A 15380-nucleotide genomic window follows, 5' to 3' on the forward strand; every position below is an offset into this window, starting at 1 on the left:
CGGACCCCGCCGTGGACCGTCATCGGACTCGGCGGCGCCGCTGGAGAACATGACGACCTACCGGATCGGCGCCGCGTCCCGGCTGCCCGGCTGCCCGGCTGCCCGGCTGCCCGGCTGCCCGGCTGCCCGGCTGCCCGGTGGACACGGACGTGATCGCCGAGGTGTTCACCCCGCTCACCGACCGGCTCACGGTCGGCCGGGTCCCGTCGGACCCGACCCTGCCGGACTACGGAGACTCCGGCAGGGGCCTGCTGACCGGGGTCGCGGCCGCCCGCGCGGACTCAGCCGAGTTCCAGTGACGTCACCCCGTACACACGGTCGCCCGCGAACTCCCTGACCGGCCCGGTGTACATGCGGGCCGTCTCGAAGGAGGGGCTCAGACCGAGCTTCTCGACCAGAGCGACGGCCGCCGAGTTCGCCTGGGGCACGTCGACGGAGAGCGCCCTGCCGTCCGCCTCGGCGGCGAGCGCGGAGAACAGGGCTCGGGCGTCGTCGGCGGTGTCGGCGAACAAGGGGCCGACCCGCAGGGAGTCGCGCGCCGGACGGATCACGGCGTAGCCGCTCAGCCGGCCGTCGTCCGTGTGCCGGACGAAGGTGCGGTGCCTGGGGGCCGTCAGCCACGACCCCAGGAACACCGGCCGGTCGGCCGGGTAGCAGGCGCTGTCGTACGCCGTGATCGCCTCGTGGTCCGCGGCTCCGGCCGCGCGCACGCCCGCCGGTTCCTCCCCGGCCGGAGCCACACCGGTGAACCGGGCGGTCCGGTAGGCGAGTTCGAAACCGGACTTGCGGTAGTTGTCCTGCTGCGCGACCACCCCGTCGAGGCCGACGGTCCGGCCGCCCGCGTGGGCGAGAGCCGTCTCCCAGGTGGCGAGGCCGTAGCCGTTCCCGCGCAGATCGGGGCGTACGAGATAGAAGCCCAGGAAGGCGTAGTCGGCGCTGTAGTTGACCACCGAGATGGCCGAGACCGGCTCCCCGTCGACGCGTCCGAGGAAGAAGCCCCCGGAGTCCTGCGCGAAGAAGCTCACGCCGTCGGACAGGCCGGGATTCCACCCCTCGTCAGCGGCCCAGCCGCCGACGACCTTCCAGTCGTCGAGCGTGGCCTGGCTGACGACGAGGCCGTCGGGTCCCGGAGAGGTCATGGGGCACTCCAATGCGTACGGGTCGGATGCGCGCCGGCATACGGCCGCGCGGTACGCCGGCCGGCCGGTCGCGCAGCATCCTTCCCGATCTCCGTGCCGCTCGCAGCGACAGGCACCGCGCACCGGAAGGGATTCGGCCACCTCCGCGCACACCCCCGGCCCGACACCGTCACCATGCGCTCGAAGGAAGCTCCACCGGTCACCCGTCCGATGGAGCCTCCCGTTCGTGACCGCCTCGGGTCAGCGCACCGCGCCGGGCCGGAACCTGCGGAACAGCACGGCGCCGCCCAGCAGCATCGCCGCGCTCGCCGCGATGGCCGGCATCGCGCCGTCCGCGCCCGTATGGGCGAGGGCGGCCACGGCCTCACCCCTCTCCGTGACCCGCTCCGGGCCCGCGGTGGCGGGAACCGCGGCCGGGGTGGACGGCCTCGGGGCGGGCTTCACGCCGGGGTGGGCCTGCACGGGCTTGGCACCCGAGGTGTTGACCGACTCGTTCCCGACGGCCGGGTTGCCGAGGCCCACCGCCGTCACGGAGTTGCCGCTGACGTTGACCGGAAGATCCACCGGGAGCTGCAGGCCGTTGCCCGAGAGCACACCCGCCGAATCCTTTCCGCGGCCGTGCGCGACCGCGCCCCCGCCATCGCCATCGCGGCTGCCGCCGACCGTGCCGCCACGATGGGCGGTGCCACCGTGCGCTCCGGCTCCACCGTGCCGCACGCCGCCGGTCGCGGCGGTGCCACCGCCCTGGTTGGCGCAGCGGGCGCCCGCGGCGGGGTTGAGCAGCCCGGCCACGTTCACCGTGTTCCCGCACAGGTTCACGGGCACGTGCACGGGGAGCTGGACGGTGTTGCCGGAGATCAGGCCGGGCGAGCCTGCCGCCGCACCGTCCGCCGCGGAGTCGGCGTGCGCCGGCATGGCCGCGGCCAGCGCGCCCGATGCGGCGGCCACGGCGATCAAACCATTTCGGGTCACCCGTTTCATGCGTTCACTGCCTTCCTGACAACGACGTGGGCGATCGCCCACATTGCCAAGAACGCCTGCGGACCATCCGAGTTATGGCTTATCGGCCTTTCACCCCTTCGAGCGTCCCGTATTTCGAACGGCCGTCTCACCCCGTACGGGACAGCGGCGCAGCGTAGGGGACGACGGCCGGTTCCGCTCGCCCGGAGGCGTGCCCCAAAAGCCGCGTCTATCGTGATCCGGGAGGTATCGCCGGTCCACCGCAGGCGACCCTGGAGGCAGGCATGCTGTCCGTGCACCAACGCTTCGCGGTCGCGGGAGCCGCCACCGCGACGCTGACCCTGCTGGCGGCGGGTCTGCCGACGACGGCGACCGCCGACGACGGGCCAGGCCTGTCCCGCTTCCGGCACCAGAAGGTCACGTGGGCGGCCTGCAAGGGCGAGGGCATGCCCAAGGACCTGCAGTGCGGCAAGGTCACCGTCCCCCTGGACTACGCGCGGCCGGGCCGGGGCACGCTCGACCTGGCGCTGGCCCGCTACCGGGCGACGGGCCACTCGCGGGGTTCGGTGGTGCTGAACTTCGGCGGTCCGGGCGGGGCGGGCGTTCCCGGGCTCGCCGCGAGCGGCAAGGACTTCATGGGCCTGACGAACGGCTACGACGTGGTGACCTTCGACCCCCGCGGAGTGGGCCGTTCCTCGCCGGTGAGCTGCGGCGACGGTGTGGACGAGATCTTCGGGGCCGCCGCGGCCGACACCGATGTGCAGGCGGCGCTCAAGGCGGTCAAGAAGGCCGCCGACACCTGCGCCCGGCACTCGGGGGCCGTCCTCCCCCACATCGGCACGGTCGACGCCGCCCGCGACCTGGACGTGATACGCCAGGCGCTCGGCGACAAGAAGCTCAACTACCTCGGATTCTCGTACGGGACGCGGCTCGGCGCCGTGTACGCGGCGCAGTTCCCCAAGAGGACGGGACGGATGGTGCTCGACGGGGTCGACACCCTCACCGAGCCGATCTCCGAGCAGGGCCGCGCGGGCGCGGAGGGACAGCAGACGGCGCTCGACGACTTCATCACCTGGTGCGCCAAGAACCTGGCCTGCCCATTCGGCCAGGACGCGCGCGGCGCCGGCGAGCAGATGGTCCAGCTCGTCAAGTCGCTCGACGAGGACCCGGTGATGTCGGACTTCGGCCAGGAGTTCTCCGGACAGGACCTGGTGGGGGCGATCAGCCAGGCGCTCTACAGCAAGGAGATGTGGCCCGTCCTCGAACAGGCCCTCAGCCTGCTGATCCAGGACGGCGACACCCACGGACTCACCCAGCTCTACAGCGGCGCCTCGCTGCCCGCCACCTCCACACCCGTCCGGCGGGGGCCGCCGCGGAACGGCGGGCTCGTCGACGCGGAGGACGTCCCCCTCGACAACCTCCCCGCCGCCCTGATGGCCATCAACTGCGCCGACGACCCCGACCGGCCCAGCGCCGGCGAGGTCGCCCGGCAGGTCACCAAGCTGCGTGCCGCCTACCAGGAGGCGTCTCCGGTCTTCGGGCAGTACCGGCTCGCCCAGGTGCTGATGTGCTACGGCCGCCCGAAGGGCACCGACTACATACGCGAGAAGGTCCGCGACGTACCCGCCTCGAAGATGCTGCTCGTCGGCACCCGCGGGGACCCGGCTACCCCCTACCGCTGGACCCTGGAGACCGCCAGGCGTCTCGGTTCGTCCGCCGTGGTGCTCGACAACAAGGGCGATGGGCACACCGGGTACGCGTCCTCGAAGTGCGTGCACCGCAAGGTCGACGACTTCCTGCTGTACGGGTCCCTGCCGGCCGACGGCAGCTCCTGCGGCCCGGAGGACACGGACGGCTGACGGACACCCCACGGGGTGAGCGGGACGACCCGCGCGGGTGTCCCGGTCAGCGGCTTTCGTCCCGATGGGTTTGACTCGGGGTGTGCGCCGGATGCTCCCACTGCTGCTCGTCGCCCTCGGTGCGGCCGGGGCGCTGCTCCTGTCGGGCGCCGTCTCGGCGTGGTGGTGGTGCGCGGCGGGCCCGCTGCTCGCGCTGACCGCGCTCGGCGCCGGGGATCTCGCGCAGCGCCGTGATGCCGTGCGGCGCAACTATCCGCTGCTCGGCCGTGTGCCGTTCCTGCCGGAGGCCCTGCGCCCGAAGGGCCGGCGGTCCTTCGTCGGGCACGGCGTCGACGGGCGGCCCTACGGCCGGAGCGTTCGCGCCCTCGTGTACGAGCGTGCCGAGGGGGTCGAGGCCGAGGAGCCGTTCGGCACGGAGCGTGACGTGTACGAGGACGGCCACGAGTTCCTGGAGCCGTCGTTGCGCCCGGTGGAGGTGCCGGACGAGCCGCCCGTCGTCCGGGTGGGTGGCCCCGACTGCGCCCAGCCCTACGACATGGCTCTCCTGAACGTCTCCGCGATGAGTTTCGGGGCCCTGTCGCCGAACGCCGTCCTGGCGCTCAACAGGGGTGCGGCGCTGGGGGGTTTCGCGCACGACACCGGCGAGGGCGGCCTCTCGGACCACCATCTGCGGGGCGGCGGTGATCTGGTCTGGGAGATCGGCACGGGGTACTTCGGATGCCGTACTCCCGAAGGGGACTTCGAGGCTCGGGAGTTCGCGGACAAGGCCGCGCTGCCCGAGGTGAAGTGCGTGTCGCTCAAGCTCTCCCAGGGAGCGGGACCGGGGGCGGGCGGTGTGCTGCCGGGGGCGAAGGTGAACGCGGAGATCGCCCGTGAGCGCGGTGTGCCCGAGGGCGTGACCGTGGTGTCGCCTCCGGATCACCGGGTGTTCTCGACGCCGAGGGAGCTGGTGCGGTTCATCGCGCGGATGCGGGAGCTGGCGGGCGGCAAGCCCACGGGCTTCAAACTCTGTGTCGGCTCGCGACGCCAGTTCCTGGCGGTCTGCAAGGCGATGCTCGCCGAGGGGGTGACACCCGACTTCGTCGTCGTGGACGGCTCGGAGGGCGGCACGGGTGCCGCGCCCCCGGAGTTCGCCGCCACCCTCGGTACACCGCTGACCGAGGGGCTGATCACCGTGCACAACGCGCTGGTCGGCACCGGGCTGCGGGACCGGGTCCGGATCGGCGCGAGCGGCAGGGTCGCCACGGGCTCGGACATCGTCAAACGCCTTCTCCAGGGCGCCGACTACACCAACGCCGCCCGCGCGATGATGTTCGCCCTCGGCTGCGTCCAGGCCCGGCGCTGCCACACGGACACCTGCCCGGCCGGAGTGGCGACCCAGGATCCGCGCCGGGTCCGCGCGCTGGACGTGGCCGACAAGTCCGAGCGGGTGCGGCGCTACCAGCGGGCCACCGTGCGCAGCGCGAGCCAGATCATGGCCGCGATGGGTGTACGGGATCCCGGTGAGCTCAGCCCGCACCTGCTGCTGCGGCGCGTCGGACCGATGACGGTGCGGTCGTACGCGGAGCTCTACGAATGGCTGGCACCCGGGGTACTGCTCGCCGAGCCGCCCCCGTCCTGGGCGTCGGACTGGGCCGCCGCCGATCCCGACGCCTTCTGAGCTCCCGGGCGGGAAAGGCTCCGCCCGGGCGTCCGCCGAACCTCCGCCGGACGTCGGCCCCGGCCTCCGCCGGACGTCAGAAGTCGACGGGGTCCCGCACGATGGGGCAGGTCATGCAGTGGCCACCGCCGCGCCCTCGTCCCAGCTCGGACCCGACGATGGTGATGACCTCGATACCGGCCTTGCGCAGCAGGGTGTTGGTCTGGGTATTGCGGTCGTAGGTGAACACCACGCCGGGTTCCAGGGCGACGGCGTTGTTGCCGCTGTCCCACTGCTGGCGCTCGGAGGCGTACACGTCGCCGCCGGTCTCGACGATCCGCAGTTCGGACAGTCCCAGCGCCTCGGCGACGACGTCGGTGAACGCGCGCGAGCCCTCGTCGGTGAGTTCGACGCCGGGTGCCTTGTCGCCGGGCCGCAGGGAGAACGTGTGCACCGAGTCCATGATGGCCGGATACAGGGTGACGAGGTCGCGGTCGGCGAAGGTGAAGACGGTGTCGAGGTGCATCGCGGACCGCAGCTTCGGCATGCCCGCGACGACGATGCGCTCGGCCGCCCCGCCCTGGAACAGGGCGGCCGCGACCTGGCTGATGGCCTGCCGGGAGGTGCGTTCGCTCATGCCCATGAGGACGACGCCGTTGCCGACCGGCATGATGTCGCCGCCCTCGAACGTGGCCTGGCCCCAGGAGAGTTCGGGGTCGCCCCACCACACCGTGGAGCCCGTGAAGTCCGGATGGAAGGAGTAGACGGCCTTCATCAGGAGCGTCTCGTCGTGCCGGGCCGGCCAGTAGAGCGGGTTGAGGGTCAGGCCTTCGTAGAGCCAGCACGTGGTGTCGCGGGTGTAGAGGGTGTTGGGCAGCGGCGGCATGAGGTATTCGCGCACGCCGGTCGATTCGCGGGCCAGGGAGAGGTAGCCGGTGCGGAACTCGTCCGGCAGGTCGGCGGTGGAGAGTCCGCCGATCAGGTACTCGGCGAGGGCGGCGGGTTCGAGGGTCTCCAGGAAGGCCCGGGTGCCGTCGACGAGTCCGAGTCCGACCTCGTTCGGGGTGATCTTCCGGTCGAGGAGCCAGTCCTTCGCCGCGGGCAGGGCCATGGTCTGGGCGAGCAGGTCGTGCAGTTCCACGACCTCCACCCCGCGCCCGCGCAACTTGTCGACGAAGTCGGCGTGGTCGCGCTGCGCGTTCTCCACCCACATCACGTCGTCGAAGAGCAGGTCGTCGGCATTGGTCGGGGTGAGCCTGCGGTGGGCGAGGCCCGGTGCGCAGACCAGGACCTTGCGCAGCCTGCCCACCTCGGAGTGGACGCCGTACGGCGGACGGCTCGTGGTGTCTTGACTGGTCACGGTGTGCCTTTCTCCGGCGGAGGCCGACGGGTCACAGACTGATCCAGCCCAGCGCCAGGGCGACGATCCCCGTGACGGCACCGGCGACCGAGACGACGAGGATGACCAGTTCGCGGGGCGAGAACGGCGTCCTGCCCTGTTCACGGCGCGCCATCACGAACAGCACGGTGGCGGGCGCGTAGACGATGAAGGAGACGAGGAGGTACTTCAGTCCGGCCGCGTAGAGCAGGAAGGCGGTGTAGACGGTGGCGAGGGCGGCGACGACGAGATCGCCGCCGAACCGGCGCCGGGCGATCTTCAGGGCGAAGGCCGCCGCCAGCAGGAACGGGATCAGGGTCAGGGCGCTGGTCAGGTCGAGGGCGAAGTTGAAGGCGTCGTCCGAGAAGAGGGTGACGACCAGGACGACCTGGGTGAGCAGAGTGGTCAGCAGCAGCGCCGGCACCGGCACGTCGGCGCGCGTGGAGCGGGCCAGGAAGCGGGGCATGTCCTCGTCCTTCGCCGCGACGAACAACACCTCGGCCGCCATCAGCGTCCAGGCGAGGTACGCGCCGAGCACCGAGACGATGAGGCCGACGCTGACGAAGACCTCGCCCCAGGTGCCGACCGCGCTCTCCAGGACTCCGGCCATCGACGGTTGTCTGAGCTCGGCGATCTCCGCCATGGGCAGCAGCCCGTACGACACGATCGTGACCGAGGCGAAGACGGCGAACACGCTGAGGAAGCCGAGGACGGTGGCCCGGCCGACGTCCTCGCGGCGCTTGGCGTGCCGGGAGTAGACGCTCGCCCCCTCGACTCCGAGGAACACGAAGACGGTGGCCAGCATCGTGCCCTTGACCTGATCGAAGAGTGAGCCCGCGTAGGCGGCGCCGCCCCAGTTCTCGGCGAAGACATGCGGCTTGAGATAGAAGAGCGCCAGCACGACGAAGACGAGGATCGGAATGACCTTGGCCACGGTGACGATCCGGTTGATGGCCGCCGCTTCCTTCACCCCTCGCCGGATCAGGAGGAAGAAGGCCCACAGGCCGACCGAGGAGAGGACGACGGCGAGGACGGTGTCCCCGTCGCCGAGCGCGGGCGCGATGGCGCCGATCGTCGACATGATGAGCACCCAGTAGGTCACGTTGCCCACGCAGGCGCTGGCCCAGTAGCCGAAGGCCGAGAAGAATCCGAGGTATTCGCCGAAGCCGGCCTTGGCGTAGGCGTAGACACCCGCGTCGAGGTCGGGTCTGGTGACGGCGAGCCGCTGGAAGACGAAGGCGAGCATCAGCATGCCGGTACCGGCGACGGCCCAGGCGATCAGCGCGCCCGCGACACCCGTCTCCTGGGCGAACCGGCGCGGGAGGGAGAACACCCCGGCGCCGACCATGGAGCCGACGACCATCATGGAGAGCGTGACCAGGGTCAGCTTGGCGGCCGGTACCGCCTCGGATTCGGTGTCGACCTGCGTCATGGGTGTCCTGCGGAGAGGGCATCGTCGTGCGCGACCACGATGCGGGCAACGTCATCTGGCGACCTGAGCGACATTAACAACCAATTGCCCGGAATGTGCATCGGAGGCCGGTGCCAGGGTGCTGCGTCGTCGATCCCCGCGGCCGACAATCGGATCACCGGGCCGGAACGGCCTCGGCAGTCGTCGGAGAGGTGCGCACCGCGTGAGTGAGCTGTTGGGTGTGGCGGTACTGGGTGCCGGACACATGGGAGCCGACCATGTACGCCGTCTGGACCGGGTGGTGAGCGGTGCCAGGGTCGCCGCCGTGGCGGATCCCGACACCGGGCGCGCGCAGGAGGCGGTCGCCGGCATCGACGGTGTATCGGTCCACGCCGAGGCGGCGGCCGCGCTCGACGCGCCCGGGGTGGAGGCCGTCCTCGTCGCCTCCCCCGGTCCCGCGCACGAGGAGGCCCTGCTCGCGGCCTTCGCCCGGGGCCTTCCGGTGCTGTGCGAGAAGCCGCTGACGCCGGAGTCGGCCGGGGCGCTGCGGGTGATGGAGGCGGAGGTACGGCTCGGGCGACGGCTGGCACAGGTCGGGTTCATGCGTCGGTACGACGCCGAGTACCAGCGTCTGAAGTCGCTGCTGGACAGCGGCCGGCTGGGCCGACCGCTGATGCTGCACTGCACGCACCGCAACGTCTCCTCGCCGCCCGGCTTCACCTCGGCGATGCTGGTCAACAGTTCCCTATCGCACGAGATCGACGCGGCGCGCTGGCTGCTGGGACAGGAGCTCACCGCGGTGACCGTGGCACGCCCCCGGTCGTCCGCGAAGGCGCCCGAGGGGCTGATCGACCCCCAGTTCGTCCTGTTCGAGACGGCCGGCGGCGCCCTGGTCGACGTCGAGGTCTTCGTGAACTGCGGATTCGGCTACCAGGTGGGGTGCGAGGCCGTGTGCGAGTCGGGGAGCGCGCGAATCGGGGACGAACGGTCCATGGCCGTGACCGCCGCGGGCGGCCGGCGCGAGGAGGTGGCGCAGGACTATCTCATGCGCTTCGCCGACGCGTACGACCGTGAGGTACAGGCCTGGGTGGACGCCACCCGGGCCGGCCGGGTCACCGGCCCCGGGGTCTGGGACGGGTACGCGGCGTCCGCCGTCGCCGAGGCGGGAGTCAGGGCGCTGGAGAGCGGCGGCCGCACAGCCGTCGAACTCGTCCCGCGCCCGGCCCTCTACACCTGACCGGCGCGCCGTCGGGGTGCGGGCGCTCCGGCCGAGTCGAGGCTGCGGCTGCGGCTGCGGCTGCGGCTGCGGCTGCGGCTGCGGCTGCGGCTGCGTTAAGGGATATCGCGTCCGTGATAGGATCTAACAGTCCGATGTTCCGCACCCCGACACGAAGAGGCGACGACGTGGCCGCAGACAGCCGGACCGGGACCGGCCCGCGCGACCGGTTCCGCGCGCAGGTACGCCAGGAAGTGAAGACCGCGGCGCTGCGTCAGCTCGCCGAGGGCGGCCCGGAGGCACTGTCCCTCAACGCGATCGCCAAGCAGCTCGGCATGACGGGACCCGCGCTCTACCGCTACTTCGCCAACCGCGACAGCCTGCTGACCGACCTCGTCGTCGACGCCTACGGGGACCTGGCGTCGAGTCTCGCGCGGGCCGCCGAGACCGGTCCGGCAGACCCGGCCGCCCGGCTGACCGGGCTGGTGCATGCCTACCGGGCCTGGGCGCTGGCCGAACCGCACCGCTACCGCCTGCTCTTCCGGGCACCGCTCCAGGGCTACGACGCCCAGGCCTCCACCCTGGTCGAGGCCTCGCAGCCGGCCATGGCCGTACTCCTCGGCGCGGTGAGCGCCCTGGCCGAGCCGGATCCGCGGACCCCGGGCGGCGCGGCGGCGCAGTTCCTGGACTGGCGCGAGCGGCACGGCTTCGAGGGCGTGCCGGAGGCGGTCGCCGCGCGCTCCACCCTCCTGTGGGCCCATCTGCACGGCATGGTCGCCCTGGAGATCGAGGGCAACTTCGCGTCGATGGGCGTCGATCCGTCCTATCTGTACGAGGCCGAGGTGGCGGACTTCGTGCGCTCGCCCTGAACGAGCCCCGAACACTCGCACAAATGCCCTTCGAACAGCAGAATGAAAGCCCCTCAGGGGACTGCCTACACCCCTCAAGTCACGTACGGTGTCTACGACTTGACTCCGCACGGCGACTACCACATCGGGACCGGTCACCCACTCCGGGAGGACTGCGGCATATGTCAGAAGCATGACCGTATCGGGTGTTGCCAAACCACTTACAGTGCGTCGCGGGCTGTGCGACAGTCGTAGCGGTCCTTCCGTCACCGAGGTCGTACCGTCCCCGCATCGGAGTACGTCATGCCACCCCATCTCTCTGCGGACCGCCCCGCCGCCCAGCCGCCCAGCCGCGGCACGGTCGACGCGCTCATCTCGCAGACCCGCGCCCTGCGCGGCGAGGTGGACGCGGTACGGCGTGAGGCTCCCGCCGACGAGGAGGACGCGCAAGGGCGGTGGCAGCGCGCGCTGTGCAATCTGGCGCTGCATCAACTGAACGACCTGGACGCGCACTTGGCCCAGCTTCGGGACGGACCGACGGAGCTGCCCGTCCCCCCCGAGGCCACCGCGGCCCCCCGGACCGCCCCGGCCGCACCCCCGCACGGCTCACTGCTGAGCCGGGTCGGCAGCGCCGAGTGGAACCTGCTGACGGACGAGGCCAGTTGGTCAGGTGAGTTCTACCAGATCCTGGGCCGCGACGCCGCCGCACCCCCGCTCACCCTCGACGAGCTGCCCTCGCTGGTCCTCGACGAGGACCGGACGATGCTGACGGCGATGGTCACCGACTGCCTCATCGACGCGAAACCCATCGACGGGGAGTTCCGCATCGTGCGACCCGACGGCGGCGTGCGGACCGTGCACATCATGGGTGAACCCGTGCTCGACGCCGACGGCAGCACCGCCTCGATGTGGGCCGTGCTGCGCGATGTCAGCGAACTGCGCCGCAGTCAGCGGACGGTGGGCGAGACCCGGGAGTCGCTCCAGCGGCAACGGCACGTGGCCCGGACCGAGCACCGGCTCGCGGTCGAACTCCAGGAGGCCGTGCTGCCGCCCTGGCGCGGCTCCCTGCGCTTCCCCCGCACGGGACCCCGGGCGCTCGACGTGGCGGCACACTATCTGCCGTCGTCGAGCAGCGCCCTGATCGGCGGCAACTGGTACGACGCCCTCGAACTCCCCGACGGGGAGACCCTGTTGAGTGTCGGAGACCTCACCGGCCACGGAGTCACCGTGACGTCGGGGATGGCGATGCTGCTCGGCGCCCTGCGCGGCATGTCGGTCGCCGGCACCCAGCCCGGCCAACTCCTCTCCTGGCTCAACCAGTTGCTCGACGCCACCGTCCAGCCCGCTCTGGGCAGCGCCGTCTGCTGCCGCTACGTCCCCGCGACCCGCACCCTGAGCTGGGCGCAGGCAGGACACCCCGCCCCGCTGCTGTACCGCGACGGGACGGGGCGCGCGCTGTCGGCACCGGACGGCGTCCTGCTCGGAGCCACCTCCGGCGCCGTCTACGGGCAGGCCGAGGAAAGCCTCCGCGTGGGCGACCTGCTGCTCCTGCACACCGAGGGACTGGTACCCCGGCGAACAGCGGCCCCGGACCCGGAGGAGACCGGGAGTCAGGAAGGGGCGAGGGCCGTCCAGAGGCTGCTCGACCTGGCCCCACGCTTCGGCGAGGCCCGTACGGCCCAGGACTGTATTCGGATGGTTGTCGAGGAGTTCGGCGGCACCGAGCGCGAGGACGACGCCTGCGTGCTCATCGCCCGGATCGGATCCTGACGCGGGAGACGCCGAGGACGCCGAGCGCGACGAGGTGGCCGATGGGAACACCGAGAACACCGGAGCCCGAAGGCACCGGAGCCGGACAAGACGGCGGAGACGGCACGGACGGCCGGGACCGGCATCCTCCCCTGACGACGGCTGACGTCGTTGTCAGCCGAGCCGCCACGCTCCAGACCCGTGCGCTGCGCTCTAGACGCGCGTGCTGTCGCCGCGCCTGGGCTTGAGCGAGCCCTTCGGCAGCGCGAGTTTGATCTCCTCACGCAGATCACTGATCTTCGGATAGCTGGAGTACTGGCCGGTGAGCCGGTACATCTCGCGCAGCCGGTCCCAGGTGCGATGGGAGGAGTTGGAGCCCATCGACGTCAGAGCCAGTCGCGCGTAGCGATCTGCCTGTTCGGGATCGTCGGCGATGAAGCAGGCCGACGCCAGCGAGATGTGGTCGAAGATCTTCGACCGGTCCCGCCCCGACTCCCGCAGTTTCAGAGCCTCCTTGGCGTGACGCTGCGCGATCGCCGCGGCGGCCGGCTCGTGCTCGGCGAGCGTGCGGTAGGCGAGCGCCTGCATGCCGTGCATGTCGGCCTCGTCGAACAACTGCATCCAACTGGGCGGCGGGACGTCCCCGCGGTCGGAGACGAACAGGTCCTCCGCCACACCCAGGGTGCGCCGCATGGCCTGGCCCTTGCCCATGGACGCCTGCGCCCAGGCCTCGATGGTGTGCAGCATCGCCTGGGTGCGGGGCAGTACCTCGTCCCCCGAACCGGACTTGGCGAGCTTCATGAGGTCGAGTGCGTCGTCGGGCCGGCCCAGGTGCACCATCTGGCGGGCCGCCCGGGAGAGCGCCTCCCCCGCACGGGGCCGGTCGCCACCCTCACGGGCCGCGTGGGCGGCGATGACGAAGTACTTCTGAGCCGTGGGCTCCAGGCCGACGTCGTGCGACATCCAGCCCGCGAGGACGGAGAGGTTGGCGGCGACGCCCCACAGGCGCCGCTGGAGATGGTCGGGGTGCCGGTAGGAGAGCATGCCTCCCACTTCGTTGAGCTGGCCCACCACGGCCTTGCGTTGCAACCCGCCTCCGCGGGATGCGTCCCAGGCCCGGAACACCTCGACGGAGCGCTCCAGTTCCTCGATCTCCTGCGACCCGATGGGGGCGGCCTCATAGCGGTCGAACCCGGCGAGGTCGGCGTGCAGGGGGTCCTCGAACTGCGGAGCGTCGGCCGCGAGGGCCGGATCGTTGCGGAGCCAGTCGTGCATGGCAGGGCTGAGTGCGGATCCCGCGGCGAGCGCGGCACCCGCGCCCACCAAGCCGCGTCGGTTGAGCATGAGGTCCATTCCCGTGAATTCGGTGAGGACCGCGGCGGTTCGGTCGGGCGCCCACGGCATGGCATCGGAATGTTCCACACTCCCGCCGCTCTGCCGTTTCCCCGCGCGCCCGTGCCTGACCAGACCGAGGTCCTCGATGGTCACGACACGGCCGAGACGCTCGGTGAACAGAGCCGCCAGCACCCGCGGCACCGGATCGCGCGGGATCTCTCCCATGTCGATCCACCGCCGCACCCGCGAGGTGTCGGTCGCGAGCTGCGGGTGGCCCATGGCCGCCGCCTGCCGGTTGACCAGCCTCGCGAGTTCACCCTTGGACCAGCCGGCCAGGCCGAACAGGTCCGACAGACGAGTGTTGGGTTGTCCGTTCACGTCAAGCCCCCAGGTTCTCGGCTGATTTCGACAGTAACCGTCTGTCAGTTGCTGAGCGACTATTCGCCAGGGTTCGCCAGGGTGCGCCAGATGGTGTGCCAGTGGGCATCGGGTGTCAGGTAGGAACGCGCCACCCCGACCCGGTTGCCAGGGACATTCCCCAGGATGAACCAGGCGGCCGGGGCGGGCAGCGCGGCAACTCGCAGGCACACGAAGGGATCTGTTTCGCCCATGTACACAGCATCGTCCTCCGTGTCCGCTCCGCCCCGGTCGTTGCACTCCCGCCCGGTGGGCAGCGGCCCTTACCTCGACCCCACGCGTCAGGCGGCCCCCGTACTGGGTGCCGGCCGGACGCGGCGCGTGCCGGGGCTCGGCACCCAACCGCTCAGCGGGAGACTCGACTTGTCCGGCCCTCAGGGGGCCCAGCTGCGCACGGCGATCGCGTCGGTGCACCGGATCTGTCCGGAGTTCGCTCCGGTCCAGGTGCTGCGCCGCAGCGGACGCTCCGTGCTCCTCGTCGGCACGACGGGGCGCAGCACGGCCGTCGCCAAGTGCTTACTGGACCAATCCCCCGTCTGGGCCGAGCGGATCCGGCACGAAATAGCTGCATACCGTCTGTTCGTCCGGCACCGCCCGCCTGTTCGGGTGCCCCGGCTGATCGCGGCGGATCCGGACAACTGCACACTGGTGATCGAGCGCATGCCGGGCCGGGTGGCCGCGCTCCAGCGGCACCCGGTCGAAGCGCCGCCCCGCGCGGACATCCGTGCCGCGCTGAGCGCCATCTGCCGGCTGAACGCCTGGCGGCCGCCGGCCGGGACCTTCAACGCCCCGCTGGACTACGCGGAACGGATCTCCCGATTCCATGAGCTGGGGCTGCTCACCGACCGGGACATGGGCGACCTGCAAAAGCTGGTGCACGGTATCGCGACGACCTCCGGCCGCCAGGGCATGGGTCAGTTCTGCCACGGCGATGCCCTCATGTCGAACATCCTTCTCTCACCGGCCGGTCCAGTGCTGGTGGACTGGGAGCACGCGGGCTGGTATCTGCCGGGCTACGACCTGGCGACGCTGTGGGCGGTCCTCGGCGACGCTCCCGTGGCGCGCCGTCAGATCAGCCAGCTCGCGCAGTCGGCGGGCCCGACGGCACGGGACGCCTTCCTGGTGAACCTGATGATCGTCCTGACCCGTGAGATCCGTACGTACGAGATGGCCGTGCAGCGTTCCCTGCACGACGCGGCCCCGGCGGCAGCGGGCCCCACCCACCCGGCTGCCGCGCCGTCCGGCGAGGAACAGCGGCTGCTGCTGAGGCGGCTGCACGACGACTGCCAGATGGCCCGCCGGGCCGTGCGCGCGGCGGTCGGCACTCGCTGAAGGGGACGGAGGTCCGCGGGGGCGCCCGGCCACGGCCCCCCGCCGCGCCCCCCCCAACACACCACCCCCCGCGACCGCCCCAACTGCCCCCCCCCCA

General features: G+C 71.6%; 12 protein-coding genes. 7 read left to right on the forward strand and 5 right to left on the reverse strand.

Annotated features, from left to right (window positions below):
* The first annotated feature begins 137 nt into the window (after nucleotides 1-137).
* A complete protein-coding gene (locus ACFXGX_RS02580) occupies nucleotides 138-299 on the forward strand; it encodes a hypothetical protein (protein WP_384783877.1) in 162 nt (53 codons plus the stop codon).
* Here ACFXGX_RS02580 and ACFXGX_RS02585 read toward each other — a convergent pair.
* Together ACFXGX_RS02585 and ACFXGX_RS02590 are read right to left on the reverse strand one after the other, a co-directional pair.
* Nucleotides 282-1139, reverse strand: a complete 858-nt coding sequence (locus ACFXGX_RS02585; RefSeq protein ID WP_384783879.1) for a GNAT family N-acetyltransferase — start codon at nucleotides 1137-1139, stop codon at nucleotides 282-284. The two genes, ACFXGX_RS02580 and ACFXGX_RS02585, sit on opposite strands and share 18 nt — an antisense overlap.
* A gap of 240 nt (nucleotides 1140-1379) precedes the next feature.
* A complete protein-coding gene (locus ACFXGX_RS02590) occupies nucleotides 1380-2120 on the reverse strand; it encodes a chaplin (RefSeq protein ID WP_384783881.1) in 741 nt (246 codons plus the stop codon).
* 263 nt (nucleotides 2121-2383) lie between these two features.
* On the opposite strand from ACFXGX_RS02590, the gene ACFXGX_RS02595 reads away from it, so the two are divergent.
* Both ACFXGX_RS02595 and ACFXGX_RS02600 read left to right on the forward strand, forming a co-directional pair.
* Entirely contained in the window at nucleotides 2384-3958 is a 1575-nt protein-coding gene (locus ACFXGX_RS02595; protein WP_384783883.1) for an alpha/beta hydrolase, read from the forward strand.
* Nucleotides 3959-4049: 91 nt separating this feature from the next.
* Complete coding sequence (locus ACFXGX_RS02600) at nucleotides 4050-5618, forward strand: FMN-binding glutamate synthase family protein (RefSeq protein ID WP_384783885.1); 1569 nt, start codon at nucleotides 4050-4052, stop codon at nucleotides 5616-5618.
* Nucleotides 5619-5694: 76 nt separating this feature from the next.
* Here ACFXGX_RS02600 and ACFXGX_RS02605 read toward each other — a convergent pair whose 3' ends face one another.
* Together ACFXGX_RS02605 and ACFXGX_RS02610 are read right to left on the reverse strand one after the other, a co-directional pair.
* Nucleotides 5695-6957: an arginine deiminase gene (locus ACFXGX_RS02605; protein WP_384783887.1), complete on the reverse strand. Its 1263-nt coding sequence runs from the start codon at nucleotides 6955-6957 to the stop codon at nucleotides 5695-5697.
* 31 nt (nucleotides 6958-6988) lie between these two features.
* Nucleotides 6989-8407, reverse strand: a complete 1419-nt coding sequence (locus ACFXGX_RS02610; RefSeq protein WP_384783889.1) for a basic amino acid/polyamine antiporter — start codon at nucleotides 8405-8407, stop codon at nucleotides 6989-6991.
* A 202-nt stretch (nucleotides 8408-8609) separates the two neighbouring features.
* Here ACFXGX_RS02610 and ACFXGX_RS02615 point away from each other — a divergent pair, with 202 nt between their 5' ends.
* From ACFXGX_RS02615 to ACFXGX_RS02625, 3 genes are all read left to right on the forward strand, one after another.
* The gene (locus tag ACFXGX_RS02615) at nucleotides 8610-9623 is read left to right on the forward strand and encodes a Gfo/Idh/MocA family protein (protein WP_384783891.1); all 1014 of its coding nucleotides are present in this window, start codon (nucleotides 8610-8612) and stop codon (nucleotides 9621-9623) included.
* Nucleotides 9624-9790: 167 nt separating this feature from the next.
* Nucleotides 9791-10471, forward strand: coding sequence for a TetR/AcrR family transcriptional regulator (locus ACFXGX_RS02620; protein WP_384783892.1), 681 nt, complete (start codon nucleotides 9791-9793; stop codon nucleotides 10469-10471).
* Between the two features lie 282 nt (nucleotides 10472-10753).
* Nucleotides 10754-12220, forward strand: a complete 1467-nt coding sequence (locus ACFXGX_RS02625; RefSeq protein WP_384783894.1) for a PP2C family protein-serine/threonine phosphatase — start codon at nucleotides 10754-10756, stop codon at nucleotides 12218-12220.
* Between the two features lie 192 nt (nucleotides 12221-12412).
* On the opposite strand, the gene ACFXGX_RS02630 is transcribed toward ACFXGX_RS02625, so the two are convergent.
* On the reverse strand, nucleotides 12413-13912 hold the full coding sequence (locus ACFXGX_RS02630; protein ID WP_384783896.1) for a hypothetical protein: 1500 nt from the start codon (nucleotides 13910-13912) through the stop codon (nucleotides 12413-12415).
* 231 nt (nucleotides 13913-14143) lie between these two features.
* Here ACFXGX_RS02630 and ACFXGX_RS02635 point away from each other — a divergent pair, with 231 nt between their 5' ends.
* The gene (locus ACFXGX_RS02635; protein ID WP_384783898.1) at nucleotides 14144-15283 is read left to right on the forward strand and encodes an aminoglycoside phosphotransferase family protein; all 1140 of its coding nucleotides are present in this window, start codon (nucleotides 14144-14146) and stop codon (nucleotides 15281-15283) included.
* Nucleotides 15284-15380: the final 97 nt, after the last annotated feature.

The organism is Streptomyces sp. NPDC059371 (assembly GCF_042751995.1).
In the GTDB taxonomy this organism is placed as follows: Bacteria; Actinomycetota; Actinomycetes; order Streptomycetales; family Streptomycetaceae; genus Streptomyces.

What these genes read in the sequence shown, in the direction of transcription:
- ACFXGX_RS02600 (WP_384783885.1), top strand. Translation starts at nt 4,050, where the DNA reads ATGCTCCCACTGCTGCTCGTCGCCCTCGGTGCGGCCGGGGCGCTGCTC.
- ACFXGX_RS02625 (WP_384783894.1), top strand. Translation starts at nt 10,754, where the DNA reads ATGCCACCCCATCTCTCTGCGGACCGCCCCGCCGCCCAGCCGCCCAGC.
- ACFXGX_RS02595 (WP_384783883.1), top strand. Translation starts at nt 2,384, where the DNA reads ATGCTGTCCGTGCACCAACGCTTCGCGGTCGCGGGAGCCGCCACCGCG.
- ACFXGX_RS02635 (WP_384783898.1), top strand. Translation starts at nt 14,144, where the DNA reads ATGTACACAGCATCGTCCTCCGTGTCCGCTCCGCCCCGGTCGTTGCAC.
- ACFXGX_RS02585 (WP_384783879.1), bottom strand. Translation starts at nt 1,139, where the DNA reads ATGACCTCTCCGGGACCCGACGGCCTCGTCGTCAGCCAGGCCACGCTC.
- ACFXGX_RS02590 (WP_384783881.1), bottom strand. Translation starts at nt 2,120, where the DNA reads ATGAAACGGGTGACCCGAAATGGTTTGATCGCCGTGGCCGCCGCATCG.
- ACFXGX_RS02610 (WP_384783889.1), bottom strand. Translation starts at nt 8,407, where the DNA reads ATGACGCAGGTCGACACCGAATCCGAGGCGGTACCGGCCGCCAAGCTG.